Source organism: Pseudomonas sp. Con_6, from assembly GCF_059379395.1.
Window position 1 is genome coordinate 5,789,433 of sequence record NZ_CM182011.1, and the last position, 25,867, is coordinate 5,815,299.

The window sequence follows — 25,867 nt, forward strand, 5'->3', positions numbered from 1 at the left end:
GATTCACTCTTGTCGTTCGAGGTAGCCATTGGTGAAGTAGGCGTCGGCGACCTCGACGTTGGCCTCGAAGCTGTCCATCCGCACCGTGGTCGAGTGGCCGGTCTGGTGGTTGCTGACCTTGACCAGCATTGGCTGGTATTTCTGCCGCGCCGCGTCGACGGTCTTCAGTTCGCTGCTGACGACGGTCTTCTGCAGCGCCTGGGAGGCGTCGTAGAGCTCCGCCTTCAGGGCCACGAACGAGTCGTCGGCGACCCAGCTGATGCGCTTCGAGTAACCAGTGTTGCTGGCGATTTCCGCGGTCTTCGGCAGCGACTCGATGATCCGCACCGGCGTGCCCTCCCAGGTGTCTTCGCGCAGCAGGCGGTGTGTCCAGTCCTGCGGCTTGTGGCCGATCAGGTCGCCGTAGGTCAGGTCGGTGCCGACGAAGCTGCGGTTGTTGTTGCTGCTGGCCAGGCGCCGGGCCTTCTTCAGGGTCGGCAGGTAGACCCAGACATCGTCCTGCGCAGCCTTCTCGATGATCAGCGTGGTGGTGTTGCGCACATCCCCCGGGGACAGGAAGCGGATCACTCGACGGTTGTGCGTGGCGTCGGCCTGGAGCCGCGTCGCGGCGAAGGTCTTGCGCACCCGCTCCTGGCCGGAGGCGTTAGTCAGGGTAAAGGTCGACTGCGCCAGCGAGCTGTCCATGCGGGTCGCCTGGTAGCTGCGCGACATGATTTCGTCGGCATCGGCAGCCCCGGCGAAGGCGCGGCCTGGCTGGACGAGTAAACCGGCAGCAACGGCCAGCACGAGCAGCATGGCCGCTCCGGGAAGTGGTTTCTTCATGGCAGGGTCTCGCAGGAAGGTCGGCGGGAAGGCTTTCATCAGCGCCGGGATCAGCACCAGGGCACACAACGCGCTGACGATCATCGACAGCACGATGAGGAAGCCGAACCAGATATGGATGTAGAAGTTGAACGACAGCATCAGCACCGAGTAACCGCCGGCGATTGCCGTGGCCACGTAGACCACCGCCTTGCCGGCCGTGCGCATGGTTTCCTGCAGAGCCGTGTCGAAATCGTCGACCCGGCGCAGTTCCTCGCGCATGCGATAGAGGATGTAGATGGCGTAGTCGGCGCCGATGCCGATGGCCATGGCCGAGGCCACCGAGTTCGGTGTGTTCAGCGGAATGCCGGTGGCGCCCATCACCCCGAGGTTGACCAGCACCGTGACGGCCAACGGAACCACCAGGTAGATGCCGCCCAAGGGCGAACGGAACACCAGCGCGCCGGCCAGCAGGATCACCCCCATCATTTGCAGGATGTTCATCATCTTGCCGTGCACCAGGGTTTCGCTCAGGGCCGAAGACTGCGGCACGCTGCCACCGATCTGCACCGTCACGCCGGGCGGCAGGCGCTCTGCGACGTAACTGCGGATGATGTCCACCAGACCGGCGGCGTAGGTGCTGCTGTCGTTGCGGGTCCAGACGATCAGGCTGGCATTGCGGTAGTCGTAGTCGATGTAGGCGTCGAAGTCGGTGGGGTCACCGGACATCGAGTACAGCAGCAGGTACTGCGAGACCATGTCCCGGGACTCGGGCACGCGGAAGAAGCCCGGATCACCGGCGTTCATCGACTGGCTCATCTGCTTGATGAAGTCGACGATAGAGGTGGTCTTGCCCACCTCCGGCAAGGTCTCGATGAAGCGCTGGGTGCTCTCGATCAGTTGCAGGGTGCGCGGGTCCTTCATGCTGTCGGCCCGGTCACCCTGGAACACCACGTAGAGGGTGTTGGTACCGGCCAGCTTGCGATTGAGGAAGTCGTCGTCCTGGTACACCGGCAGGCTGCTGCCGAAGTAGCTCTTGGTCGAGTTTTCCTTGTTGAGGAACAGCAGGCCGACCGAGGACAGCAGCGCAGTCGCCAGGAAGGCCGAAAGGATCACACCGCGTCGCCGCAGGATCAGCCGGGTCAATTGCTCGGCCAGGCGGTCCCAGACCCGCGGGCCCTGCCTGACGGCAACGGGCTTGACCGCAGGCGCCGGCAGGTAACTGCGCAGGGCCGGAATGAACGTCAGTTCGATGAACAGCGCGCTGAGGATGCCCAGCCCGGTGAACAGGCCGAAGGTGCGGATGGTGGCGATTTCAAAGGTGACCAGGGAAAAGAACCCCAGCGCCGCCACGCCGCCTGCGGTCAGCATCACCGGCGCGACGCGGCTGAGGGACTGGATGATCGCCTGGTCGTTGAGTTGCTGCGGCGTACCCTTGGCACCGCCCTGGGTCAGCCGGTCGTATTCCTCGTAGTAACGCTTGAGGATCTGTACCGCATGCCCGGCGGCGACCGCCAGGATCAGGATCGGCGTGGTCGCGTTGAATGCATCCATCGGCACCCCGACCGCGCCCATGATGCCCAGGCCCCAGACCACCGCGAGGACCGCAGTGACCAGCGGCAAGACCAGGCCCTGGACAGTCCGGAAGGCTTCCAGGTGGATCAGGCCGATGATCAGCAAGGCAATGGGAAACAGGATGGCCATGCGCTGGGCGAAACGCTCAACCGCGGCGAAGAACACCGGCGAACCGCTGGCGGTGATCTTCAGGCCCTGCGCCTGATGCGTGTCGATGACCCGTTGCACGCCATCCATGATCTTGCGAAAACCGCCCTGGTCGGCATGGATGGCGAACGACAGCGAGACCAGGCTGCCATCCTCGGCGACCAGCGTGCCGCGGTACACCGGGTTGCTCGCCAGGCGCTCGCGCAGCAGGGCAATGGCGTGGTCGTCGACAGGCGTTTCCAGCAGCGGATCAACGCGCATCTCGTCGGCGTCACCGGAAATCGACTTGGCCTTGTTCGCCGTCACGCTCATCAGGGTGTGTGCCTTGACCCCGGGCAGCACGCTGATGTCCCTGGCCAGTGCGCCGAGGGTATCGAGGATCGGCGCCGTCAGCGCGGTGCCGCCATTGGCCGCGCTGATGCCGATCACCACCACGTGCTTGGAACCGAACAGTGATTCCGCCACGTTGGTGCCGATCACGCTAGGGTGCGCCTGAGGCAACATGGTGTTGGGATTGATGACGATCTGCAGGTTCCTGACCTGCGTGGCGAACAGCACCGTGGTCAAACCCAGGACAATAAGAACCCACAACCTGAATCTGACGATCCAGGCAACTGTATTTCCAATCATGATCAACTCATCCTTCAGATGAACTTCGATTAGTCGCCCAGATGCGCCCGGACATGTTCGATGACGGTCGCGGCATCGTCATTAGCGCCGACCACCAGCTCCGAAGCGCGACAACTCAGCCACTTGCGCCCCATCAGGAAAAAGCCCGCCTGAGACGTTCGCCCCTGATGCCCGATCGTGGCGCCAAAGGTCTCTGCGCCGGGCATTTCCAGCCAGCTGATATCTTCCCGATAACCGTTGCACCAGATCACTGCCTGGACCACCTCGGCCCCCTGGTCCTGGAACTTCAGGCCGGTTTCGTCGGCATCGATCGCGCGGTTTTTTATAGCCACACCAAGTTGCGCAAGTTTCCCGTTGTTGGCGCTGGCCACCGGAATGGGATCGCGTTTGCGGAGCATGCCGGCGACCCAACTATCGTGACGCGCGAACAATATTCCCAACTTGCCCAGCCACCAGAACACGTCCTTGCCCAACACCTGGTTGGGCACCAGCTTGCGCTGGCGACCACAGGCGAGCAGCACGCGGTGCCGGCCGGCCAGTTCCTGGGCGATCTGCCGGCCGCTGGCGCCATCACCGACCACGGCAACGCGCGAACCAGCGGGCAGGAAATCCGCATCGTGGAACTGCCCGGCCGTGAGCTGCACGATCTCCGCACCCAGCTTGCGCGCATACTCAGGCACGACTGCGGCCTGATTCGAGCCGGTGGCGTTGATCACGCTGCGGCAGCGCAGCGTGTCGCCGTTGTCGAACTCGGCCTCGAAGCCCCCGCTCACCTGGCGCAGACGCCGCACCCGGGTGGACCAGGACACCTGCACCTGCTTGGCTCGGGCGAAGGCGTCGAGATAGTCGGCAAACTCATGGCCGGACGCATAGCCCTGCGGATCGCCGGGCATCTCCAGATCCGCCAGGCGACAGAACTGACGCGAGGTGAACAGGCGCAGGCTGGCCGGGCGCTGGCGCCAGACCTCCCCGGCGCGCGGACCGGCATCGACCACCCGGTAGCCGACGCCGGCCTGCGCCAACAGGTGCCCGCACAGCAGGCCCGATTGCCCGCCACCGATAACGAGACAGTCGAGCATTCACACCCCCAGCGTGGCTTTCAGGTCCAGGGACTCGCCGGACAGCTCCGACCAGACGAAGCTGGCCAGGGCGCCGACAGTGACGAAGTCATACGCTGCGGTCGGGTCGAGGGCGATGCCGAGGTGCCGCTCCAGCGCCGCGATCAACTCGACCCGGGCCACCGAATCGAGGCCGATGTAGTCGAACGACAGGTTGTCGTGGATCTCCTCGGCGAAATCCGGCTGGTGGACCCGCAGGTAGTCCTGCAGGCGGGTCGTGATCAGTGCCTTGACCGCAGCCAGGCCTGCTTCGCTGGACCACGAGGCATCGGGCAGCGAAGCGCAAACAGTGGATTCGGAATTCATGGCGCGATGGCCTCCAGGCGAGACGGGTTGGATTGGCGGGTGGAGTGGATCAGCAGGCGGTGCTCCTCGATGCTGCCGTCCAGGTAGTGCCTGGCGCACACGTGGCGCTGCACCTTGCCGCTGGAAGTGCGCGGGATCGCGCCCTGGTACAGATAGACGATGTCTTCCAGGCGCACCTCGTGGACGCTCATCGCCGCCGCCCGCAGGTGCCGGCTGAGGGCGGCGAAGTCCAGCGCGGCAGCCTGGCGGTCGCGGCGCGGAAACTCGATATAGGCGACCACCCGTGGCGTTCCGCCGGTCTCCACGGCGAACACGGCGATGGCCGCCTCGCCGGCTACCGGCAGTGCTTCGCGCAGGCTGGCTTCAAGGTCGTGGGGATGAATGTTGCGCCCGCGCAGGATGATCAGTTCCTTGATGCGACCGGCGATGTACAGACTCCCCGCCTGGGTGAAACCCAGGTCGCCGGTGCGCATCCAGGGCCCGCGGCCGCAGGCGGTGGTAGCGGCGAAGGTCGCCGCGCTGGCTTCGGCATTGGCCCAATAGCCCGCGGCGACGCTGGGGCCGGCGAACCATACTTCGCCGCTCTGGCCGTCACCCAGCACGTGCAAGCTGTCGGGATCGACGATCGCTATCTGGTGCTCACACACCACCGGACCGCAACTGACCAGCGCCTGCGGGTCCGGGTCGTCCACATCAGCGGAACGCACCTGGCCGCTTTCCAGCGCTTTGCGCGCAACGTGCAGGACCCGTGGCGCATCTTCGACCTGGCCACCGGAGACGATCAGGGTCGCTTCCGCCAGGCCGTAGCACGGCGTGACCGTGCCGGCCCGCAGGCCATGGCGGGCGAACCTGTCCTCGAAGCCCGCCAGCACCGCGGCACTGACTGGCTCGGCCCCGCAGAAGAGGATGCGCAGAGCCGACAGGTCCAGTTGCGCGGCGCTCACGTCGTCCATCTCGGCCTGCACGCACAGGGCCAAGGCGAAATTGGGTGCTGCAGTCGCCACGGCCCGGTACTGGCTGAGCAGGGTCAGCCAGCGCAGAGGGCGTTGCAGAAAATGCAGGGGCGACATAAATACATAGTGGCCGCCCAACGCGATGGGTTGCAGCAGCGCACCGATCAGGCCCATGTCATGGAATTGCGGCAGCCAGCCAGCACCGACGAACCCCTCGCACAGGCCCGACACTGACTGAATGGCGCGTTCGTTGGCGATCAGTTGCGCATGGCGAATCATCACGCCCTTGGGCACCCCGGTGGAGCCGGAGGTGTACTGGATGAACGCCAGTTGCCCGGGGTCCGGACGTGCCAGAGGCGGAGTGACCTGCAGGGGCTCGTCCGGCTCGCAATGAAACGCCAGAGCAGCACGCTGCTGCCCCAACCCTTCGGCAATCGACGCCTGCAGATCAGCCACGGTCAGCACGGCGACGGCGTCCGCGTTGTCGACGATCTGTCCGAGCCGGGTGTAATGGTGGCTGTTGCGCGCCAGGTTGGCCGGGATCGCTACCGCCCGCGCATAAGCGCAGGCGAAGAAAGCGATGATGAAATCCAGCCCGGTCGGAAACAACAGCAGCACATTGCGCTGCGCCAGCCCGGCCTCCTGCAGCATCGCCGCGTAACGCGTCGCACGCTGGTGCAGTTCGCCATAGCTGAGCACCTGGCGGTCGGTCTCCTTGTGCCCGACAAAGGTGTAGGCCGGCGCCTCGGGCTGGCAGGCCGCGTAGTGGTCGAGGCAGTCGAGCAGGGTCGCGGCGCGGTCCAGCGCAATCGTGCCGTTCATGCCGGCACCTCGCCGTTGATCCGACGCAGCATGCGGATCCCCGCCTCCACCGCAGTGACGAAGCGCTCCAGACTGTCCTCGGTGGTCAGCGGGCCGAGGCTGACGCGCATGGTCGACTGGATCGCCGCTTCGCCGAGCCCCATCGCCAGCAGCACATGGGACAGCGACTTGGCGTTGTTGCTGGAGCAGGCCGAGCCCAGCGATACCTGGATACCGTGCATCTGGTCCAGCAGCGCGGCCAGGGATTCGGCGCGGATGCCGTCGATGCAGACGCTGAGGGTGTTCGGTGCCTGCTTCGTCCGGTCAGCCGAGCCGTTGATGGTGACACCGCGAATCCGCTGTTGCAGTTGCTGGATCAGGTGCTCGCGGTACACGGCCATGCGGGCGATGGTCTCGGGCATGGTCGCCGCCGCCACCTCGGCCGCCACGCCCATGGCGGTGACCAGCGCCGAGGCCTCGGTGCCACCGCGCAGGCCGCCTTCCTGGCCACCACCATGCAGCAGCGGCTCAAGCACCACCCCGCTGCGCAGGTACAGGCCACCGATGCCCTTGGGACCGCAGAACTTGTGGCCCGCAAACGACAGGGTATCGACACCCAGCGCCTGCACATCCACCGGGATCTTGCCGACCGCCTGCACGCCATCGACATGAAAATGGATGCCACGTCCCTGCAGCACCTGGGCGATCTCGCCCACCGGCTGCAAGGTTCCGACTTCGTTGTTCATCAGCATGATCGAAACCAGCCGCGTGTCCTCGCGCAGGGCCTGGCGCACCCGCTCGGCACTGACCAGCCCTTCCCGGTCCGGCGCCAGTCGGGTGACCTCGAAGCCGAAGACCCGCTCCAGGTGAGCGGCGATTTCAAGGATCGAGGAATGCTCGATCGCCGAGATGATCACGTGGGTGGGCCGCGCGACCCTGCCGATGGCGCCGCAAGCGAGCAAAGCCCCCTTGATCGCCCAGTTGTTGGCCTCGGTACCGCCCGAGGTGAACGTCAGCTCGTTCGGCGCGCAGCTCATCAGGCCGGCGACCTGCTGCCGCGCCGTGGCCAGGGCGTTGCGGTTCTGCCGGGCCAGCGTGTAGACGCTCGACGGATTGCCGAAGTGATGCAGGGCCTCGCTCAAGGCGTGGCAGGCTTCTTTGTACATCGGCGTCGTAGCGTTGTAATCGAAATAACCGTGGGTCGACATCCGTTCTTCCTCAGGCGGCGTTGTATTGCCGTAGCCGGGCAAAGAGTGAATTGAGCATTTCCAGGCAATGGTGTTGCGACGGTTCTATTTCGCCCAGCATCCCGGCCATATCGGAACTTTCGATACGCTCGATATCGTCCAGGGACTTACCGTCTATCTGCGCGCAAAATATGTTTCCGGTGGCCAGGGAAGTTGCACAGCCCCACGCTTGGTAACGCACGCCCTGAATAACGTGATCGTTGACCTCGAACTGCACGCGAATGCGATCACCGCATACCGGGTTGCCCAGTTCGATGGCCGCGGCTTGTTCATCAAGTTCGGCGGCATATACAGGGTCGGAGAAGTTCTTGACGATAATGTCGTTGAACATAGATCAATGTCCTTTTGCGAGGTCCATATCCATCAGTTGGCGATCGGGCATACCGAAGGCTGGTCGGAGGTCTGTTCATCCATGGTTTTTTCCAGGTTCACCGCACAGCAACCGAACTCCAGCGAGGACGGTGCACGCATGACGTACTCCATGCGCTGGCCACTGCGACCCGAAGGACTTTCACCCGGCAGCAGGACGACGATGTCCTCGGTCAGGATCATGCCCGGGGTGGCCAGGGCCAGCGGATCGAGGATGCCCAGCACGCCCTTCTCGCCCGCGGCGACTTCACGGCTCAGGTCGTTCATGTCGCGCACGGTGAAGTGCACGTAGGGCGACACGTGCTTGATCTGATGCTCGTCGTCGATGGCCATGACGTTGGATTCCACCAGGGCATAGATGTCTCGCACCGACCCTGGGTCGATGCCGAGGTATTCCTGGCACATCAGGTTGAATTCGCGGCGCGAGATCATCTGCCCGGTAAAGCGCTTCCAGCCGCCGAGGGTGATGACCCGGCTGCCGCGGTCGAGGGTCAGGCGCTGGCCGGTCTGCTTGAGGAACTGCAGCAGGCGATGGATCAGGAACGGCGGGCCGATGATGTGGCGGGTGAACTGGTTTTCCCAGCCTTTGAGCTGCGCAATGGCCTGCTCGGGGACGAAGCGCTCCTGCTTGACCATGAACTCATGGGTGTCGAGCAGGCCGGCGAGCATGTTGAGCGCCTTGATCATGCCCATTTCCGGGATTTCCTCGGTGGACGGGCAAATATAGAGCCCGGCGCCCTTGGAGATGCCGAGGAACTCGCGGTACATCGCATAGATCGCCACCACCGCAACGTCGACGGTCTCGTGGCAACGCCGGGAAATACTCGGGATGCCGCTGGTGCCGGTGCTGCGCATTTCGTGCTCGATCTGCGCCAGCGGCTTGGACAGCAGTTCATGACTGCTGGCGGACTTGAACTTGGCGATCGGCACCAGGGGAATGCGGATCAGGTCGTCGAAGGTGGCGATGGTGTTTTCGTCGATGCCCTTGTTCGTGCAGGCCTGACGGTAATAGGCATTGTTGCGGTAATGGAATCTGAACGCCTCGATGATCAGTGAAGTCTTGATTTCATCGAGCGTCTCCTGCGGCAATCTATAAAGTTCCGAAACCGAGGCGGCGGCCGCTTTAAGCGGATCGATACCCAGTTCTTTCAAACGTGCCGAAAAATCGCTGCTGTTCATGAAGTTCCTCATTTCCATTGATGGTTGTTTCAAAGACACACAAGCGCAGAGAACCGCAGATCGAACGTCGAGGCTTCGATCTTTTGATTGATGTTTTTCCAGCGCGAAACTGTCCGTACAACAGCCCTTTTCAAATCAGGCCGTGTAGTGCGATGACATGCGCAGGTACCCGAAAAACTCAGTCTTCGGGTTATTAACGGGGGGCGTCAGGGATCTTTCATTTCATCAACATCCTTGTTGAAGTTCACAAACCCGGGGCTGGTTTGCGCGGTCCTTTGGTACTTCGATTGGCGGACGATAAACCCTCTAGTGACTACAGAGTCAAGCAATGACTTGGTTGAAAGGCTTTAATGACTCCAGGGTTGCCCCACGTCAACCCACGACACCTTGCCCCGCAATCCTTTATAGTCCCGCCCCATGATCAGAGACCCTTTCGAACGCCTCGGCCTGGACCGTGAAGTCCTCACCGTCAGCCAACTCAACGGCCGCGCCCGCGTGCTGCTGGAAGATGTCTTCAGCAGCATCTGGGTCGAGGGCGAGATATCCAACCTCGCCCGCCCGGCTTCCGGCCATGTCTACTTCACCCTCAAGGACAGCGGTGCCCAGGTGCGCTGTGCGCTGTTCCGCAACAACGCCGCACGGGTGCGCCAGGCTTTGCGCGACGGCCTGGCGGTCAAGGTCCGCGGCAAGGTCTCGCTGTTCGAGGGCCGTGGCGACTACCAACTGATCCTCGACACCGTCGAGCCGGCCGGCGACGGCGCCCTGCGCCTGGCCTTCGAAGCGCTGAAGGAAAAGCTCGGCGCCGAAGGTCTGTTCGCCGCCGAACGCAAACGCGCCCTGCCCGCCCATCCGCAGCGCATCGGCATCATCAGTTCGCCCACCGGCGCGGTGATCCGCGACATCATCAGCGTGTTCCGCCGCCGCGCGCCACAGGTCGAGCTTAACCTGCTGCCCACCGCCGTGCAGGGTCGCGAGGCCATCGGCCAGATCGTCCGGGCCATCCAGAAAGCCGATGCCCAGGGCTTCGACGCGCTGATCCTGGCCCGTGGCGGCGGCTCACTGGAAGACCTCTGGTGCTTCAACGAGGAGGCCGTGGCCCGCGCCATCGCCGCCTGCGTCACGCCGATCGTCAGCGCCGTGGGACATGAAACCGACGTGTCCATCAGCGACTTCGTCGCCGACGTCCGCGCCCCCACGCCGTCCGCCGCCGCCGAGCTGCTGGCACCGGACAGCAGCGACCTGCAACGGCGCCTGGAAAGCCTGCAACGACGCCTGCTGATGCGCATGCAGAGCCGCCTGGCCCACGACCGCCTGCGCCTCGATGGCCTGGCACGGCGCCTGCGCCATCCCGGTGAGCGCCTGCGCCAGCAGGCGCAGCGTCTCGACGACCTCGACATGCGCCTGCGCCGCGCCTTCGAACAGCGCCTGAACCAGCGTCGCGAACGCCTGGCCCGCCTCGACACGCGCCTCGCCGCGCAGCATCCGGGGCGCACCCTGGCCCTGCTCAAGCAGCGTCTGGACAACCTCGCCGAACGCCTGCCCAAAGCCATGCGCGACGCCCTCAAGGACCGTCGCCAACGCCTCCAGGCCCAGGTGCAGATGCTCGAAGTGGTCAGCCCGCTGGCGACCCTAGGCCGCGGCTACAGCATTCTCCTCGACGAGCGTGGCCAAGCGATCCGCAGCGCCGCGCAGACGCAGAACGGCCAGCGCCTGAAAGCCCGCCTCGGCGAAGGCGAGCTGCTGGTGCGGGTCGAGGACAACCACCAGACTCCGGTCACGCTTTCCCTTCTGGACTGACACATGCCACGACTGCTCGTATCCCTGTTTCTGCTCTGCCTCACCTTCGCCAGTAGTGCCCACGCCAGCTACATCACTCGCCAGCTGAACAAGCCGGTGCCCGGCGGCGTCGCCGTGGTCGACCTCGGCCCGTCGGCCCAGCCGCTGGTCGCGCGTTTCGATGGCAAGCCCGTGCTGGTGGTGAAGGAAGGCGCCAACTGGCTGGCCATCGTCGGCCTGCCGCTGACCCAGAAGCCCGGCGCTGCCACCCTGACCCAGGGCAGCCGCAACCTGAGCTTCACCGTGGGTAGCAAGAAGTACCAGGAACAGCACATCACCCTGAAGAACCAGCGCCAGGTCAACCCGAACCCGGCCGACCTCAAGCGCATCGATGCGGAGCTTGCCGAGCAGATCAAGGCCTACCGCAGCTTCAGCCCGGGCACGCCGAGCAACCTGCTGCTGGACAAACCGGTCAACGGGCCGCTGTCGAGCCGCTTCGGTGTGCGTCGCTTCTTCAATGGCGAGGAACGCAACCCGCACTCCGGCCTGGACTTCGCCGTCCCCGCCGGCACGCCGATCAAGACCCCGGCCAACGGCAAGGTGATCCTTACCGGCAACTACTTCTTCAATGGCAACACGGTGTTCGTCGATCACGGCCAGGGTTTCATCAGCATGTTCTGCCACCTGTCGAAGATCGACGTGAAGCCCGGCCAGGTCCTGACCCGCGGTGCGGTGGTCGGCAAGGTCGGCTCCACCGGTCGCGCGACCGGCCCGCACATGCACTGGAACGTCAGCCTCAACGATGCGCGGGTCGACCCGGCGATTTTCATCGGTGCCTTCCAGCCCTGAGCAACAAGCCGAACGGCGCCCTTGCGCCAATCAAAAAGACCGCGCAACCGACGCGGTCTTTTTCGTTTCAGTGCGCGATTAAATGCCGATAAATTGCTGTTTCCGCACATTTCTATCAATTTTTCCGAGGCGCTTGCCATCTTTCACCCCACTGGGTAGGGTTGAGGGCATGAAAACCTTTGAAACGCTTATCCGCCTTCGCCAACACCGCAGCCTTTGCCTGGTCAGTGCACGACTACCAAGCTGAACCGCGTCGCCTCGCCCATCCAAAAATTTTCAGTTTCGGCAGGCCCGTTCCAGGCCGCATTCAAGGATTGCCCACATGACCATGCTCAAAGACCCTTCGAAGAAGTACCGCGCGTTCCCGACCATCGACTTGCCTGACCGCACCTGGCCGTCGAAGACCATCACCCAGGCGCCGATCTGGTGCAGCTCCGACCTGCGCGACGGCAACCAGTCGCTGATCGAGCCGATGGACTCGGAAAAGAAACTGCGCTTCTGGAAGACCCTGGTCAGCGTGGGCGTGAAGGAAATCGAAGCCTCGTTCCCGTCGGCCTCGCAGACCGACTTCGACTTCGTCCGCACCCTGATCGAAGACGGCCACATCCCTGACGACACCACCATCCAGGTGCTGACCCAGGCCCGCGAAGACCTGATCTCGCGCACCTTCGAATCGCTGCGCGGCGCGAAGAAGGCCATCGTCCACCTGTACAACGCCACCAGCCCGTCGTTCCGCCGCATCGTCTTCAACCAGGACAAGCAGGGCGTGAAAGACATCGCGGTGAACGCGGCCAAGCTGTTCGTCAAATACGCGGCCCAGCAGCCGGAAACCCAGTGGACCTTCCAGTACTCGCCGGAAACCTTCAGCGCCACCGAGATGGAGTTCGCCAAGGAAGTCTGCGACGCGGTCATCGAGGTGTGGAACCCGACTCCCGAACACAAGATCATCCTCAACCTGCCGGCCACCGTCGAAGTCTCGACGCCGAACGTCTACGCCGACCAGATCGAGTGGTTCTGCCGCAACGTCAGCCGTCGTGACAGCGTGGTGATCAGCCTGCACTGCCACAACGACCGCGGCACCGGCATCGCCGCCACCGAGCTGGGCCTGATGGCCGGTGCCGACCGTGCCGAAGGCTGCCTGTTCGGCAACGGCGAGCGTACCGGCAACGTCGACCTGGTGACCCTGGCGCTGAACCTGTACACCCAGGGCATCGACCCTGAGCTGGACTTCTCCGATATCGACGGCGTGCGCAAGGTCGTCGAGGAATGCAACCAGTTGCCGGTGCACCCGCGTCACCCGTACGTCGGCGACCTGGTCCACACCGCGTTCTCCGGCTCGCACCAGGACGCCATCCGCAAGGGCTTCGCCCAGCAGAAGGACGACACCCTGTGGGAAGTGCCGTACCTGCCGATCGACCCGGCCGACATCGGCCGCAGCTACGAGGCGGTGATCCGCGTCAACAGCCAGTCGGGCAAGGGTGGTATCACCTACCTGCTGGAACAGGAATACGGCATCAGCCTGCCACGCCGCATGCAGATCGAGTTCAGCCAGGTGGTCCAGGGTGAAACCGACCGCCTGGGCCTGGAAATGACTGCGCAGCAGATCTACAAACTGCTGCAGCGCGAGTACCTGCAAGCCAACTCGCCGTATGCGCTGGTCAGCCATCGCCTGCAGGAAGAGAACGGCCACAGTGCCGTGGAAGTGGAAGTCTCCGGTGAAGGCGAGACCACCCTGCACTGGCGCGGCAAGGGCAATGGCGCCCTGGAAGCCCTGGTGGCCGGCCTGCCGGTCGCCGTGGAGATCATGGACTACAACGAGCACGCCATCGGTGCCGGCACCAATGCCAAGGCGGCGGCGTACATTGAACTGCGTGTGGCCGGCGGTCGTCCGGTACATGGCGTGGGCATCGATGAAAACATCACCACGGCCAGCTTCAAGGCGCTGTTCAGTGCGCTGAACCGCTCGCTGAGCCAGCAGGCCGCCAACAAGGCCGCGTGATGCGCTGAGTCACCTCGCGAATGAATGCCCGCCTATCCAGGCGGGCATTTTTTTGCCTGCGAAAAAGTAATGACCTGGATCAGTTGTTTTATTCATTTACAACTCTTAATAAAAAACCAATCACACTTTTAATACTTCCCTTCTATCGCACGCACCCTGTACGACCGTACTATAATGGCCATGCGCCACTTAACCAATAACAATATCAGTGCGCTATTTATCACCACCCTTGCAAAACTTCATCGGGGACTAGAGACGTGCTGACCAACCTGCCACTTCGCTACAAATTGCTATTGATACTGATATTACCCTTAAGCGGATTCCTTATACTTTCGGCGTTATTCATCTCCAGCAACTTCAAGACCCACAGCGACATGCAAGCCACGGTCGACGCCAGCTCCACTGCGCAAACCCTCAGCGAGCTGATCACTAGGCTGCAGCGCGAACGCGGCGCCAGCGGCGTATTCATCGGCAGTTCCGGCAAGAACATGGGTAATCGCTTAAGCCAGATGCGCCAGGATAGCGATCAAGGCGTAAGGGCACTCTCTACCACGCAGAACAGCGGGACGAAAAAACTGTTGGGCAGCCTGGAAGAGCTGGGACAGTTGCGCTCGCAAGTCGACAAACTGGCAATCAACAGCACTGTTTCCGGCGAGCGCTATACCGCAATCATTCAACGCCTGATCGGTTTTACCCATGAACTGGAAAGCCATGTCAGCGACCCCGCGGTGATACGCGCACTGGGGGCACTCAATCAATTCATCGAACTCAAGGAGCGCGCCGGCCGCGAGCGGGTGTTGTTGGGCCTGGTATTCAGCCAGGACCATTTCGATGCCAACCTGCTGTCGCGCTTCAGTCGCAACCTCGGTGAATACTCCGCCTATTCGGAAGGCTTCCGCCTCAAGGTCCCCGCCAGCCTTCTCGACCAATATGACGCCCGCCTGAGCACCAGTGCCGCCAGCGATGTCAGCCGGCTGCAGCGCATGGCCTTCGAGGTGCCGCTGGGGCAGTCCCTGGCGATTACCCCGGAGTCCTGGTTCGAAACCTCGACCCAGCGCATCGACCAGATGAGCGAAGTGGAAAAGAGCCTGGCGCAAAACGTCAGCGCCCTCGCCCAGGAGGCCCTCGACCGCGCCAGCCAGGCGCTGTGGCTGACGATCCTCGCTGCGCTGGTGGCGCTGGTGGTGGTAGCCATGCTGTCGTGGATCATCATTCGTGCCATCGGCAGCGCCGTGGTCGATATCAATGCCACCCTCAACGGCCTGTCCAACCGCGACCTGACCGTGCGTACCCGCTATCGCAGCCAGGACGAGTTCGGCCAGATCGCCGATAACCTCGATCGCATGGCCCGGGAAATGACCAGCGTCATCGAGGAGATCGGCAGCGCCACCACCCAGGTTGCCACGGCGGCCGAAGAGTCCTCGGCGGTTACCCTGCAGACCAGCCGCAGTGTCGAGCAACAGCGCATGAGCACCGAGTCGGTGGCCACCGCGATCAACGAAATGAGCGCCACGGTGCGCGATGTCGCCCACAGCACCAGCGACGCAGCGGACCTGTCGAAGCAGATCCACGCCAGCACCACCCAGGGCCGCGAGGAAATCGAAGGCACCATCCTGCTGATCCGTGAACTCTCCGGCCAGGCCGAGCAGACGGCGGACATCATCGACAACCTCAAGCAGGAAAGCGACGCCATCACCTCGGTGCTCGACGTGATCCGCGATATCGCCGACCAGACCAACCTGCTGGCCCTCAACGCTGCCATCGAGGCGGCCCGGGCCGGTGACCACGGTCGCGGTTTCGCCGTGGTCGCCACCGAGGTGCGCACCCTCGCCCAGCGCACCCAGGAATCCACCGGCAGCATCCAGCAGATGATCAGCAACCTGCAGGCCGGCTCGGACCGCGCCAACGCCTCGATGCTGAACACCCTGGGCAAGGCCCAGGAAGGTGCGCAGCGCATCGGCCGCGCCGGCGAGCTGCTGGAGCGAATCACCGAGGGCGTCGCCAATATCAGCGACCGCACCTTGCAGATCGCTTCCGCCGTCGAGGAGCAGAGCGCGGTGTCCGAGGACATCAACCGCAACGTCAACGAGATCAACGACCTGGTCATCCAGGTCAGTGCCGGGGCGCAGCAGACGGCCGTGACCAGCCAGGAGCTGGCGCGCCTGGCAGAACATCAGCAGCAGCTGGTGAGTCGCTTCAAGGTGGCGTGACCCAGGATTCGAGCAAGATACCCCAGGCAAAAAAAGGGGCGCCGACCAAGCGCCCCGAACAGCCGTAAAGCACACAACGTAATGGTTATTCGTCGAACATCGCCATCGCCTCGGCGCTGCACTTCTCCACCGCGGCCCAGTCGCCGTTCTTGATCCAGCCACTGTCGAGCATCCAGGTGCCGCCCACGCACATCACGTTGGGCAGGCTCATGTAGCTGTGCAGGTTGTCCGGCTTGACCCCGCCGGTGGGGCAGAAACGCACGTCGGCGAACGGCCCGGCGAAGGCCTTGATCGCTGCCACGCCACCGCTGATTTCCGCCGGGAACAGCTTGAAGCGGCGATAGCCCATGGCATAACCCATCATGATTTCCGACGGCGTGCAGATCCCCGGCAGCAGCGGGATGTCGCTGTCGACGCCTGCCTGGAGAATCTCCCGGGTCACCCCCGGGGTCACCACGAATTGCGCGCCCGCCGCTTCCACCGCGTCGAACTGCGCGCGATCGAGCACCGTACCCGCGCCGACGCACAGCTCCGGACGCTGCTCGCGCAGGACCTTGATGGCCTTGAGGCCGTGCTCGGAGCGCAGGGTCACTTCCAGGGTGCGGATGCCGCCGGCGGCCAGGGCGTCGGCCAGCGGCAGGATATCGGCCTCACGGGCGATGGTGATCACGGGAAGGATGCGCGCCTGGCCGCAGATCGCGTCGATCCGGGTGATTTTTTCAGCCATGGTCAGCAATGGCTTCTGGCGTTCGAGGGTGGTCATGACAGGGGTCCTTGGCTCATGGGCACCAGTAGATGCGCAAAGGGTCGTGAAGGAAGGCGCGAATCGGCATCTGCGCCAGGTCGTCGCCTTCCAGCGCGGCGCGCAGGGTAGCGAGTTTGCCGGCGCCTTGCACGGACAAGGCAGTGAAGCCGGCTGCGGCCAACAGTCGCCGGGTCAGGGTCAGGCGCTGGTGCGGCACGCTGGGCGCCAGCATCGGCAGGCAGCGGCGTTCGCCATCGGCCTGCAGACCTTCCTGCAAGTTGGGGCTTCCTGGGAACAGCGAGGCGGTGTGGCCGTCGTCGCCCATGCCCAGCACCAGCACATCGATCGGCGGCAGCTCGGCCAGGGCCTGGTCGGTCGCCAGCGCGGCGGCGTCCAGGCTGGCGGCGTTGCGGTAGAGGCCGAAGAACCGCGCCTTCGCCGCATTGCCCTGGAGCAGATAACGACGCAGCAGGCCTTCGTTGCTGTCGACATGCTCCACCGGCACCCAGCGCTCGTCGGCGAGGCTGACGGTCACCTTCGACCAGTCCAGCGCTGCCTGCGCCAGGGCCTGGAAGAAGGCCACCGGGCTGCGTCCGCCGGAGACCACCAGCACCGCCCTTCCTTTCGCCGCGATCGCCGCGCGCAGCTGTTCGGCAACGTCCGTGGCCAGCCGCTTCGCCAACTGCTCGGCATTCTTCAGTTCAAGCGCGGTGACCGTCGCCGGCCACTGCAATTCAGATATCGCCATACCAAGACCTCCCATCGCGGGTAATCAGCGCGACCGCCGCCACCGGCCCCCAGGTGCCCGCCGCGTACGGTCGGGGCGCCTCGCCGGATTGTTTCCAGCCGGCGATCAGTTGGTCGCACCATTTCCACGCGTATTCGATTTCATCCTTGCGCACAAACAGGTTCTGGTTGCCACGCATCACCTCCAGCAGCAACCGCTCGTAGGCGTCGGGAATCCGCGCGCTGCGAAAGGTGCTGTCGGAGAAATTCAGTTGCAGCGGGCTGCTGCGCAGTTGCATGCCCTTGTCCAGGCCCTGCTCCTTGGTCATCACCCGTAGCGAAATGCCCTCGTCCGGCTGCAGGCGGATGATCAGCTTGTTGCCGATCTGCAAACGCTGTTCCGCCGCGAAGATGTAGTGCTGTGGCTCCTTGAAGTGGATGACGATCTGAGACAGCTTCTGCGGCATGCGCTTGCCGGTGCGCAGGTAGAACGGCACCCCGGCCCAGCGCCAGTTGCGGATATCGGCGCGCAGGGCGACGAAGGTCTCGGTGTCGCTGTGGGTGTTGGCGTTGTCTTCATCCAGGTAACCCGGTAGCGCACGACCGTCGCTGTGCCCCGCAATGTACTGGCCACGCACCACACGGGTGCCCAAGCCTTCACCGCTGATCGGTGCAAGGGCCTTGAGCACCTTGACCTTCTCGTCGCGGATGCTGTCGGCAGAGAGGTCGCTGGGCGGGTCCATGGCGATCAGGCAGAGCAGTTGCAGCAAGTGGTTCTGGATCATGTCGCGCAGTTGCCCGGCCTTGTCGAAGTAGCCCCAGCGGCCTTCGATGCCGACCTTCTCGGCCACGGTGATTTCCACATGGGAAATCGAGGTCTGGTTCCACTGGGTCTCGAACAGGCTGTTGGCGAATCGCAGCGCGATCAGGTTCTGCACCGTCTCCTTGCCCAGATAGTGATCGATGCGATAAATGCGGTTTTCCGGGAAGAACTGCGCCACCGCGTCATTGACCCGCCGCGACGATTCCAGATCGTGGCCGATGGGCTTCTCCAGTACCACCCGGGTGCGCTCGGCCAGGCCGACCCTGGCCAGGTTCTCGCAGATGCCGCCGTAGACCGCCGCCGGGGTAGCGAAGTAGGCGATCAACGGCACGTCCGGGGCCACCGCCTCGACCAGCGCCGGATAGGCCTGAGCATCGAGAAAGTCCATGTGCACATGGCTCAGCCGTGCAAGGAAACGTTGCAGGACGCTGACGTCGATTTCGTCGGATGCGACGAACTCATGCAGGTGCGCCTCGATCGCCGCCAGGTGCTGCTCCTCGCTGCCGGCCTCGCGGGCCAGGGCCAGCAGGCGGGTCTGCGGATGCAGCAGCTCGGCGCGGTCCAGCTGGTAGAGGGCCGGGAACAGCTTGCGCAGCGCCAGGTCGCCAAGGGCGCCGAACAGGGCAAAGGTGCAGGGTTCAACCGGGATCGAAGACATGTTGTAGGTTCTTTTACCAAGTGGTTGTAGAAATACCGTTTTCGACTGTAGTTATCAAGAACAAATGTAGTAAAAACCACAACATCAGGCATATCGGACAGATTCAAGTGGTGCAGTAACCATGCCATCAGTAGGATACGACCTTGTGACCACGGCCCGCGCTCGCGCGAATCGGCCGACTCCCCGACCGAAGGAACCCCCATGGACCGCGTGCGAAACCTCCTGGAACAGATCCAGGGCCGTCTCGACGAGCTGAACAAGGCAGAGCGCAAAGTCGCCGAAGTCATCCTCCGCAGCCCCCAGCAATCGACCCGTTTCAGCATCGCCGCACTGGCCCAGGCGGCCAAGGTCAGCGAGCCGACCGTCAACCGTTTCTGCCGCTCGTTCGGGGTCAGCGGCTATCCGGAACTCAAGCTGCAATTGGCGCAGAGCCTGGCGAGCGGCGCCGCCTACGTCAGCCGCGCAGTGGAAGCCGACGATGATCCGGCAGCCTACACGCAGAAGATCTTCGGCAGCACCATCGCCTCACTGGACGTGGCCTGCCAGCAACTGGATCCGGCGCTGATCAGCCGCGCCGTGGACCTGCTGATCCAGGCCCGGCAGATCCATTTCTTCGGTCTCGGCGCCTCGGCACCGGTGGCGCTGGATGCGCAGCACAAGTTCTTCCGCTTCAACCTGGCAGTATCGGCCCATGCCGACGTGCTGATGCAGCGCATGCTGGCCTCGGTCGCGCATACCGGGGACCTGTTCGTGATCATTTCCTACACCGGGCGCACCCGCGAGCTGGTGGAAGTGGCGCGTCTGGCGCGGGACAACGGCGCTTCGGTACTGGCCCTGACCGCCGCCAACTCGCCGCTGGCCAATGCCAGCAGCTTGAGCCTGAACATTCCGCTGCCGGAAGATACCGACATCTATATGCCGATGACCTCGCGGATCATCCAGCTGACGGTGCTGGATGTACTGGCCACCGGCATGACCTTGCGCCGCGGGGCGGATTTCCAGCCGCACCTGCGCAAGATCAAGGAAAGCCTGAATGCCAGCCGCTATCCGCTGGATGATGAGTTGAGTTGAAGCCACGACGCGGACTTTGTGGGAGCGGGTTCACCCGCGATTACGGTAGTGAATTAACCTCCGCAATCGCGGGTGAACCCGCTCCCACAGGGTCCGCGTCCGCCTTTATAAGTTTGTAAACTTACTACAAATCAGAACGACGTCTGGATCTTTAGCCCCGCCACCAGCGCGTCGTCCACCTCGTCCACCCCTCCCGGGCTCTTGATGTACTGCAGGTTCGGCCGCACCGTCAGCCAGTTGGTGACATGGAAGCCGTAGTACAGCTCGGCGTTGTACTCGGTGCGCTGGATCGGCATGAACCCCGGGTTGTCATAGTCGTCGATGCCATTGGCCGCATTGAGCAGCTCCGAGCGCTTCTTCACATCGTCATTCACATGGATCCGCGCCACACCGAAGCCGATGTCATCCTTCGGCCGCCCATCGAACGCGCCCTTGTACACCAGCCCGACCTGCTGATAGTTGTCCACCACGTTGGTGGCCTTGTCGTGCACGGTGAAGTTGGCGAACAGGTTCAGCCCGCGATTGGCATCGCCGTTATGCGCGGTGACCTGCTGCTGTGCCACCACCCACCAGCCATGCTTGCTCGAGTGGGTCCGCGACGGGTCCTCGATATCATCGGCCTTGGCGGTGCTGTAGTAGTAGCCCAGCCGGTACTCACCCGGCAGCCCGTTGACCTGCGGCGCCCACACCAGCTCCACCGGCAGGATCATGCCCTTGGTCCCGCTGCCGCTGAGCTTGAAGCCGTTGCCGGTCTCCAGGTTGGAAGGGTTCTGCTCGAACACCCCGACCTGGGCGAAGAACTCCGGCGTGATGTTGTACTTCACCCGCATCGCCCACTGGCTCACCGGCCAGTTGTACCAGATGCCACCGACCCAGTTGCCCACCTGCGAGCCGCAGAACGCCAGGTTCTGGAAGTCGCAAGGGAAGCTGTTGAAGTCCTCGCCCTCGCCGAAGCGCCCGACCTTCACGTCCAGCGCACCGTCGAAGTACTTCTGCTTGACCCACATCTGCGTCAGCCGCCAGGTCTGGCCACGGCCCCAGACTTCCTGCACAGAGCTGAACTGACCGGCGCGCGGGTCGCTGATGCGGTCGTTGGACAGGTTGCGGCCGCTGCGCTCAGTGATCGCCAGCTTGAACTCGGCATCGTTCCAGCCAAGGATCTTCTGCAGGTCGAGCTTCATGCCGAGGGCGAACTGGTCGCTCCAGCGCGCCGTGCGGTCGTCGTTGTAGCCGCCATGCAGGTTGGTCGCCGCCTCGCCGACATAGTCGAGGGTGAAGTCGTAACCCTTTTCCAGCAGTTCGGTACGGGTCCCGCCCCAGTCACCGCTCATCCATTTCGATGAGGGGTCGAAGGCCCCGGCGCCCAGGGCCGAATTGCTCGTCACCGCCACCAGCAAGGCCAGCGGACTCCATCCCAGACTGCGCTTGAAGTACTCCATCCGTTCTTTCCTCGTTTCTTGTTATCGATGGTGATTCATGCACGGCGGCCGAAGTTAACGGCCCTTGAACTGCGCCACATTGCCCGTCGTCGTGCGCGGGTTGCCGATCTGGCCCAGGCGTTCGCCGCTGGCGGCGTCGAACAGCAGCACCCGGGCCGGATCGAATTGCAGGGTCAGGCTGTCACCGACCCGCGCCGGCACATCCGGCGGCAGGCGGCAGCAGACCTTGGTCTGGTTGAGGGTGACGAACAGCAGCAGGTCCGGCCCGGTGGGTTCGGTGACCTGCACTTCGGCACGGATGCTCGGCAAGCCGTTGGCCTCGGCGGGGGCCAGGCCGATCTGTTCCGGGCGGATGCCGAGGATCACGTCGCGATCCTCCAGCCCCGCCTCGCTCAGTCCCAGGGGCAGCTCGCAGCGCGCCTGGCCACTGTCAAGCAGGGCCATCAGGCGCCCCTCTCGGCGTTGCAGGCGCAGCGGGATGAAGTTCATCGGCGGCGAGCCGATGAAGCTGGCGACAAACAGGTTCGCCGGGTCGTTGTAGATCTGCTGCGGCGTGCCGAACTGCTGGATCAGCCCGTCCTTCATCACCGCCACCTTGTCACCCAGGGTCATTGCCTCGATCTGGTCGTGGGTGACGTAGACGGTGGTGGTCTTCAGACGCTGGTGCATCAGCTTGATCTCGGTACGCATCTCCACCCGCAACTTGGCGTCGAGGTTCGACAGCGGCTCGTCGAACAGGTAGATCTTCGGCCGCCGCGCCAGCGCCCGGCCCATGGCCACGCGCTGCTGCTGGCCGCCGGACAGCTGGCCGGGCTTGCGCGCCAGCAGGTGCTCGATCTGCAGCAGGCGGGCGACCCGCGCCACCTCCTCGTCGATGGCCGCCGCCGGCATCTTGCGAATCTTCAGGCCGAAGGCGATGTTGTCGCGCACGCTCATGGTCGGGTACAGCGCGTAGGACTGGAACACCATGGCAATGTCCCGGTCCTTGGGGCTCATGCCGCTGATATCGGCGTCGTCCACCAGGATCGCGCCGCCGCTGATGTCCTCAAGCCCCGCTATGCAGTTCATCAGGGTGGATTTGCCGCAGCCGGACGGGCCGACCAGGATCAGGAACTCCCCTGAATCGATCTTCAGTTCGATGTTCTTCAAGGTATCCGGTAAGCCGCTGCCGTAGCGCTTGTTGACGTTGCGAAGTTCAAGCGTTGCCATGCTTCACCCCTTGACCGCGCCGGCGGTGAGCCCGCGCAGGAAATATTTGCCCGCGAGGACATAGACCAGCAGGGTCGGCAGGCCGGCGATCATCGCCGCGGCCATGTCGACGTTGTATTCCTTGACCCCGGTGCTGGTGTTGACCAGGTTGTTCAGGGCCACGGTGATCGGTTGCGCGTCGCCGCTGGCGAACACCACGCCGAACAGGAAGTCGTTCCAGATCTGGGTGAACTGCCAGATCAGGCAGACCATGATGATCGGCACCGACATGGGCAGCAGGATCCGCCCGAAGATGGTGAAGAACCCCGCCCCGTCCAGCCGCGCCGCGCGCACCAGGGCTTCCGGCACGCTGCAGTAGTAGTTGCGGAAGAACAACGTGGTGAAAGCCAGGCCGTAGACGATATGCACCAGCACCAGCCCGGTGGTGGTACTGGCCAGGCCGAGCTTGCCAAGGGTGAACGAGGCCGGCAGCAGCACGGTCTGGAACGGCAGGAAGCAGCCGAACAGCAGCAAGCCGAAGAACAGCTGCGAGCCGCGAAAGCGCCACATCGACAGCACGTAGCCGTTGAGCGCACCGAGCAGCGTGGAAATCAGCACCGCCGGCACGGTGATCTTCACCGAATTCCAGAAGTAGCCGCCCACCGTGTCCCAGGCCTTGATCCAGCCGATGCCGGTGACCACCTCGGGCCAGCTCAGCAGGTTGCCGGTGCGGATGTCGTCCGGGGTCTTGAAGCTGGTCAGGAGCATCACCAGCAAGGGAACCAGGTACACCGCGCAGGCCGCCAGCAGGGTGGCATAGATGGCGATGCGGCTCAGGCGCAGCGAACTAGTCATGGCGCTTGCCTCGCAGTTCCGAGTAGAGGTACGGCACCAGGATCGCCAGGATCGCGCCGAGCATGAGGATCGCGCCGGCCGAGCCCATGCCCATCTGGCCGCGGCTGAAGGTGAAGGAGTACATGAACATCGCCGGCAGGTCGGAGGCGTAGCCGGGACCGCCGGCGGTCATGGCAGCGACCAGGTCGAAGCTCTTGATCGCAATATGGGCAAGGATCATCAGCGCGCTGAAGAACACCGGGCGCAGGCTCGGCAGGACGATGCGCAGGTAGATGGTCGGCAGACTGGCGCCGTCGACCTGCGCGGCGCGGACGATGGACGAATCGACCCCGCGCAGGCCGGCGAGGAACAGCGCCATGACGAAACCCGAGGCCTGCCACACGGCGGCGATCACCAGGCAGTAGACGACCCGGTCCGGGTCCACCAGCCAGTCGAAGCGAAAGCCCTCCCAGCCCCAGTCACGCAGCAGCTTGTCCAGGCCCAGGCCGGGGTTGAGCAGCCATTTCCAGGCGGTGCCGGTGACGATCATCGACAGGGCCATGGGGTACAGGTAGACGGTGCGGATGAAGCCTTCGCGGCGGATGCGCTGGTCCAGCAGGATCGCCAGGAACACGCCGACGACCAGACTGATGGCGATGAACAGGCCGCCGAACACCAGCAGGTTCTTGCTCGCCACCCACCAGCGGTCGTTGTCCATCAGCCGCGCGTACTGGGCCAGGCCGACCCACTTGTAGCTGGGCATGAAGCTGGAGTTGGTGAAGGACAGCAGCAAGGTCCAGAGGATGTAGCCGTAGAAGCCGACCAGCACGATGAGCATGCTGGGGGCCAGGACCAGTTTGGGCAGCCAGCGCTGGAGGGCGTCCAGGGGGGAGGCTCGCCGGTGGGCGATTGCTGTGGTCATGATCAGGGATCTCCGGTGTCAGACAGGGGCAAGTCAACACACAATTCATTGGTCTGACGGGGACCGGGTGGGAGCGGGTTTACCCGCGATGGCGTCGGTGAATCCACTATCGCAATCGCGGGTGAACCCGCTCCCACAGGGACCGCGTGCACCGCTAGACCTGAGACTACTTGGCCGACTTGATCGCCGAATCCAGCTGCTTCACCGCGGTCTCCGGCGACGCCCCCGGATCATTGAGGAAGTTGGTCACCACATCGAAGATCGCCCCCTGAACCGCCAGGGTCGTGGCCATGTTGTGCGCCATGCTCGGTTGCAGGCCATCACCCGTGGCCGCTTCCTTGAAGTCCGCCGAGGACTTCTGCGTGCAGGCGTCGAACTGGCTCATGTCCATGTCCTGGCGCACCGGCAGCGAACCCTTGTTCTGGTTGAACACGGTCTGGAATTCCGGCTCCAGGGCCACCTTGGCCAGGTCGTTCTGCGCCTTGATGTCGTTGGCGTTCTTCAGCTTGAACATCGCCAGCGAGTCGATGTTGTAGGCGAAGCTGCCCTGGGTCCCGGGGAACGGCACGCACTGGTAGTCCTTGCCTGCCACCTTGCCGGCGGCGGTCCATTCGCTCTTGGCCCAGTCGCCCATGATCTGCATGCCGGCCTTGCCGTTGATCACCTCGGCGGCGGCGATGTTCCAGTCACGCCCGGCGCGGTTGGGGTCCATGTAGGTGCCGAGGCGCTTGAGGGTGGTGAACACCTCGACCATCTTCGCCCCGGTCAGGGTCTTCTCGTCGAGGTCGACGAAGGCGGCGTGATAACCCTTGGGCCCGAGGATGCTCAGAGCGATGTCCTCGAACACCGTGCTGTCCTGCCACGGCTGGCCGCCATGGGCCAGGGGGATGAAACCGGCGGCCTTGAGCTTGTCGGCGGCGGCGAAGAGTTCGTCGAGGGTGGTCGGCACCTTGGCGCCAGCCTTGTCGAACACCTGCGGGTTGATCCACAGCCAGTTGACCCGGTGGATGTTCACCGGCACGGCGACGTAGTGGCCGTCGTACTTCATGATCTCGGCAACCTTCTTCGGCAACAGGTCATCCCACTTGTTCGCGTCGGCCACCTCGTCCAGCTCGGTGAGCAGGCCGAGAGCGCCCCACTCCTGGATATCCGGGCCCTTGATCTGCGCGGCGGATGGCGGGTTGCCGGAGATGGCGCGGGTCTTGAGCACGGTCATGGCGGCGGCGCCACCACCACCGGCGACGGCGTTGTCCTTCCACACGAAACCGTCCTTCTGCACCTGCTGCTTGAGGGTTTCCACGGCGCGGGCTTCGCCGCCGGAGGTCCACCAGTGCAGGACTTCGACGGTGCCGGGATTGTCGGCCAGGGCGCTCAGGGGAAACAGCGAGGCAAGGGAAACGACGGTGGCAAGTCGGGTGATCGCATTCATCGAGAGGAACCTTTCTTGTTGTTATGCCGGGCAAGTCAGGGTGCTTGCGCTTGCATTGGAGTCTAACCAGCC

20 protein-coding genes are annotated in these 25,867 nt (G+C 63.9%); 5 read left to right on the top strand and 15 right to left on the bottom strand.

The genetic code is table 11. The features are described from left to right. Nucleotides 1–3 precede the first annotated feature (3 nt). Genes AC5QPF_RS26110 through AC5QPF_RS26140 form a run of 7 tightly spaced genes read right to left on the bottom strand, consistent with a single transcriptional unit; the run spans nucleotide 4 to nucleotide 9,126 of the window. Nucleotides 4–3,153: an outer membrane lipoprotein-sorting protein gene (locus tag AC5QPF_RS26110; RefSeq protein WP_494960543.1), complete on the bottom strand. Its 3,150-nt coding sequence runs from the start codon at nucleotides 3,151–3,153 to the stop codon at nucleotides 4–6. Nucleotides 3,154–3,182: 29 nt separating this feature from the next. Beyond that, on the bottom strand, nucleotides 3,183–4,232 hold the full coding sequence (locus AC5QPF_RS26115) for an NAD(P)-binding domain-containing protein (RefSeq protein ID WP_494960544.1): 1,050 nt from the start codon (nucleotides 4,230–4,232) through the stop codon (nucleotides 3,183–3,185). Further along, nucleotides 4,233–4,577, bottom strand: a complete 345-nt coding sequence (locus tag AC5QPF_RS26120; protein ID WP_494960545.1) for a phosphopantetheine-binding protein — start codon at nucleotides 4,575–4,577, stop codon at nucleotides 4,233–4,235. Continuing rightward, a complete protein-coding gene (locus AC5QPF_RS26125) occupies nucleotides 4,574–6,352 on the bottom strand; it encodes an AMP-binding protein (RefSeq protein ID WP_494960546.1) in 1,779 nt (592 codons plus the stop codon). Before AC5QPF_RS26125 ends, AC5QPF_RS26120 begins: the two co-directional genes overlap by 4 nt. Continuing rightward, nucleotides 6,349–7,539 (bottom strand): aminotransferase class V-fold PLP-dependent enzyme, encoded by a 1,191-nt coding sequence (locus tag AC5QPF_RS26130; RefSeq protein WP_494960547.1) that lies wholly within the window; start codon nucleotides 7,537–7,539, stop codon nucleotides 6,349–6,351. Before AC5QPF_RS26130 ends, AC5QPF_RS26125 begins: the two co-directional genes overlap by 4 nt. Nucleotides 7,540–7,549: 10 nt before the next feature. Beyond that, nucleotides 7,550–7,909 carry an iron-sulfur cluster assembly scaffold protein gene (locus AC5QPF_RS26135; protein ID WP_494960548.1) on the bottom strand — a complete coding sequence of 120 codons (360 nt, stop codon included), beginning with the start codon at nucleotides 7,907–7,909 and terminating at the stop codon, nucleotides 7,550–7,552. A gap of 32 nt (nucleotides 7,910–7,941) precedes the next feature. Then, complete coding sequence (locus tag AC5QPF_RS26140) at nucleotides 7,942–9,126, bottom strand: LuxE/PaaK family acyltransferase (protein WP_494960549.1); 1,185 nt, start codon at nucleotides 9,124–9,126, stop codon at nucleotides 7,942–7,944. Nucleotides 9,127–9,543: 417 nt separating this feature from the next. Here AC5QPF_RS26140 and xseA point away from each other — a divergent pair, with 417 nt between their 5' ends. From xseA to AC5QPF_RS26160, 4 genes are all read left to right on the top strand, one after another. After that, nucleotides 9,544–10,923, top strand: coding sequence for an exodeoxyribonuclease VII large subunit (gene xseA / locus AC5QPF_RS26145; protein ID WP_494960550.1), 1,380 nt, complete (start codon nucleotides 9,544–9,546; stop codon nucleotides 10,921–10,923). Between the two features lie 3 nt (nucleotides 10,924–10,926). Further along, the gene (locus AC5QPF_RS26150) at nucleotides 10,927–11,751 is read left to right on the top strand and encodes a peptidoglycan DD-metalloendopeptidase family protein (protein WP_494960551.1); all 825 of its coding nucleotides are present in this window, start codon (nucleotides 10,927–10,929) and stop codon (nucleotides 11,749–11,751) included. Nucleotides 11,752–12,073: 322 nt separating this feature from the next. Next, complete coding sequence (leuA, locus tag AC5QPF_RS26155; RefSeq protein WP_494960552.1) at nucleotides 12,074–13,750, top strand: 2-isopropylmalate synthase; 1,677 nt, start codon at nucleotides 12,074–12,076, stop codon at nucleotides 13,748–13,750. Between the two features lie 302 nt (nucleotides 13,751–14,052). Beyond that, nucleotides 14,053–15,960 carry a methyl-accepting chemotaxis protein gene (locus AC5QPF_RS26160; protein ID WP_494964252.1) on the top strand — a complete coding sequence of 636 codons (1,908 nt, stop codon included), beginning with the start codon at nucleotides 14,053–14,055 and terminating at the stop codon, nucleotides 15,958–15,960. An 85-nt stretch (nucleotides 15,961–16,045) separates the two neighbouring features. Here the strand turns inward: AC5QPF_RS26160 and AC5QPF_RS26165 are convergent, their stop codons facing one another. Genes AC5QPF_RS26165 through zwf form a run of 3 tightly spaced genes read right to left on the bottom strand, consistent with a single transcriptional unit; the run spans nucleotide 16,046 to nucleotide 18,912 of the window. Beyond that, nucleotides 16,046–16,723 (bottom strand): bifunctional 4-hydroxy-2-oxoglutarate aldolase/2-dehydro-3-deoxy-phosphogluconate aldolase, encoded by a 678-nt coding sequence (locus AC5QPF_RS26165; protein ID WP_494960553.1) that lies wholly within the window; start codon nucleotides 16,721–16,723, stop codon nucleotides 16,046–16,048. A gap of 16 nt (nucleotides 16,724–16,739) precedes the next feature. Further along, nucleotides 16,740–17,453: a 6-phosphogluconolactonase gene (gene pgl, locus AC5QPF_RS26170; RefSeq protein WP_494960554.1), complete on the bottom strand. Its 714-nt coding sequence runs from the start codon at nucleotides 17,451–17,453 to the stop codon at nucleotides 16,740–16,742. Then, nucleotides 17,440–18,912: a glucose-6-phosphate dehydrogenase gene (zwf, locus tag AC5QPF_RS26175; protein ID WP_494960555.1), complete on the bottom strand. Its 1,473-nt coding sequence runs from the start codon at nucleotides 18,910–18,912 to the stop codon at nucleotides 17,440–17,442. The genes pgl and zwf overlap by 14 nt, the downstream gene beginning before the upstream one ends. A gap of 210 nt (nucleotides 18,913–19,122) precedes the next feature. Here zwf and AC5QPF_RS26180 point away from each other — a divergent pair, with 210 nt between their 5' ends. Further along, complete coding sequence (locus AC5QPF_RS26180) at nucleotides 19,123–19,983, top strand: transcriptional regulator HexR (RefSeq protein WP_494964253.1); 861 nt, start codon at nucleotides 19,123–19,125, stop codon at nucleotides 19,981–19,983. 131 nt (nucleotides 19,984–20,114) lie between these two features. Here the strand turns inward: AC5QPF_RS26180 and AC5QPF_RS26185 are convergent, their stop codons facing one another. The 5 genes from AC5QPF_RS26185 to AC5QPF_RS26205 all read right to left on the bottom strand — a co-directional run bounded on the left by AC5QPF_RS26185 (nucleotide 20,115) and on the right by AC5QPF_RS26205 (nucleotide 25,795). Then, a complete protein-coding gene (locus AC5QPF_RS26185; protein ID WP_494960556.1) occupies nucleotides 20,115–21,422 on the bottom strand; it encodes a carbohydrate porin in 1,308 nt (435 codons plus the stop codon). A gap of 54 nt (nucleotides 21,423–21,476) precedes the next feature. Then, entirely contained in the window at nucleotides 21,477–22,631 is a 1,155-nt protein-coding gene (locus tag AC5QPF_RS26190) for a sn-glycerol-3-phosphate ABC transporter ATP-binding protein UgpC (protein ID WP_494960557.1), read from the bottom strand. A 3-nt stretch (nucleotides 22,632–22,634) separates the two neighbouring features. After that, on the bottom strand, nucleotides 22,635–23,465 hold the full coding sequence (locus AC5QPF_RS26195) for an ABC transporter permease subunit (protein WP_494960558.1): 831 nt from the start codon (nucleotides 23,463–23,465) through the stop codon (nucleotides 22,635–22,637). Next, nucleotides 23,458–24,366 (bottom strand): ABC transporter permease subunit, encoded by a 909-nt coding sequence (locus AC5QPF_RS26200; protein ID WP_494960559.1) that lies wholly within the window; start codon nucleotides 24,364–24,366, stop codon nucleotides 23,458–23,460. The genes AC5QPF_RS26195 and AC5QPF_RS26200 overlap by 8 nt, the downstream gene beginning before the upstream one ends. A gap of 166 nt (nucleotides 24,367–24,532) precedes the next feature. Further along, on the bottom strand, nucleotides 24,533–25,795 hold the full coding sequence (locus AC5QPF_RS26205; protein WP_494960560.1) for an extracellular solute-binding protein: 1,263 nt from the start codon (nucleotides 25,793–25,795) through the stop codon (nucleotides 24,533–24,535). Nucleotides 25,796–25,867 lie beyond the last annotated feature (72 nt).

Excerpts from the sequence above, each read along its gene's own strand:
- AC5QPF_RS26110 (WP_494960543.1), bottom strand. The coding sequence starts at position 3,153 with ATGATTGGAAATACAGTTGCCTGGATCGTCAGATTCAGGTTGTGGGTT.
- AC5QPF_RS26115 (WP_494960544.1), bottom strand. The coding sequence starts at position 4,232 with ATGCTCGACTGTCTCGTTATCGGTGGCGGGCAATCGGGCCTGCTGTGC.
- AC5QPF_RS26120 (WP_494960545.1), bottom strand. The coding sequence starts at position 4,577 with ATGAATTCCGAATCCACTGTTTGCGCTTCGCTGCCCGATGCCTCGTGG.
- AC5QPF_RS26125 (WP_494960546.1), bottom strand. The coding sequence starts at position 6,352 with ATGAACGGCACGATTGCGCTGGACCGCGCCGCGACCCTGCTCGACTGC.
- AC5QPF_RS26130 (WP_494960547.1), bottom strand. The coding sequence starts at position 7,539 with ATGTCGACCCACGGTTATTTCGATTACAACGCTACGACGCCGATGTAC.
- AC5QPF_RS26135 (WP_494960548.1), bottom strand. The coding sequence starts at position 7,909 with ATGTTCAACGACATTATCGTCAAGAACTTCTCCGACCCTGTATATGCC.
- AC5QPF_RS26140 (WP_494960549.1), bottom strand. The coding sequence starts at position 9,126 with ATGAACAGCAGCGATTTTTCGGCACGTTTGAAAGAACTGGGTATCGAT.
- xseA (WP_494960550.1), top strand. The coding sequence starts at position 9,544 with ATGATCAGAGACCCTTTCGAACGCCTCGGCCTGGACCGTGAAGTCCTC.
- AC5QPF_RS26150 (WP_494960551.1), top strand. The coding sequence starts at position 10,927 with ATGCCACGACTGCTCGTATCCCTGTTTCTGCTCTGCCTCACCTTCGCC.
- leuA (WP_494960552.1), top strand. The coding sequence starts at position 12,074 with ATGACCATGCTCAAAGACCCTTCGAAGAAGTACCGCGCGTTCCCGACC.
- AC5QPF_RS26165 (WP_494960553.1), bottom strand. The coding sequence starts at position 16,723 with ATGACCACCCTCGAACGCCAGAAGCCATTGCTGACCATGGCTGAAAAA.
- pgl (WP_494960554.1), bottom strand. The coding sequence starts at position 17,453 with ATGGCGATATCTGAATTGCAGTGGCCGGCGACGGTCACCGCGCTTGAA.
- zwf (WP_494960555.1), bottom strand. The coding sequence starts at position 18,912 with ATGTCTTCGATCCCGGTTGAACCCTGCACCTTTGCCCTGTTCGGCGCC.
- AC5QPF_RS26185 (WP_494960556.1), bottom strand. The coding sequence starts at position 21,422 with ATGGAGTACTTCAAGCGCAGTCTGGGATGGAGTCCGCTGGCCTTGCTG.
- AC5QPF_RS26190 (WP_494960557.1), bottom strand. The coding sequence starts at position 22,631 with ATGGCAACGCTTGAACTTCGCAACGTCAACAAGCGCTACGGCAGCGGC.
- AC5QPF_RS26195 (WP_494960558.1), bottom strand. The coding sequence starts at position 23,465 with ATGACTAGTTCGCTGCGCCTGAGCCGCATCGCCATCTATGCCACCCTG.
- AC5QPF_RS26200 (WP_494960559.1), bottom strand. The coding sequence starts at position 24,366 with ATGACCACAGCAATCGCCCACCGGCGAGCCTCCCCCCTGGACGCCCTC.
- AC5QPF_RS26205 (WP_494960560.1), bottom strand. The coding sequence starts at position 25,795 with ATGAATGCGATCACCCGACTTGCCACCGTCGTTTCCCTTGCCTCGCTG.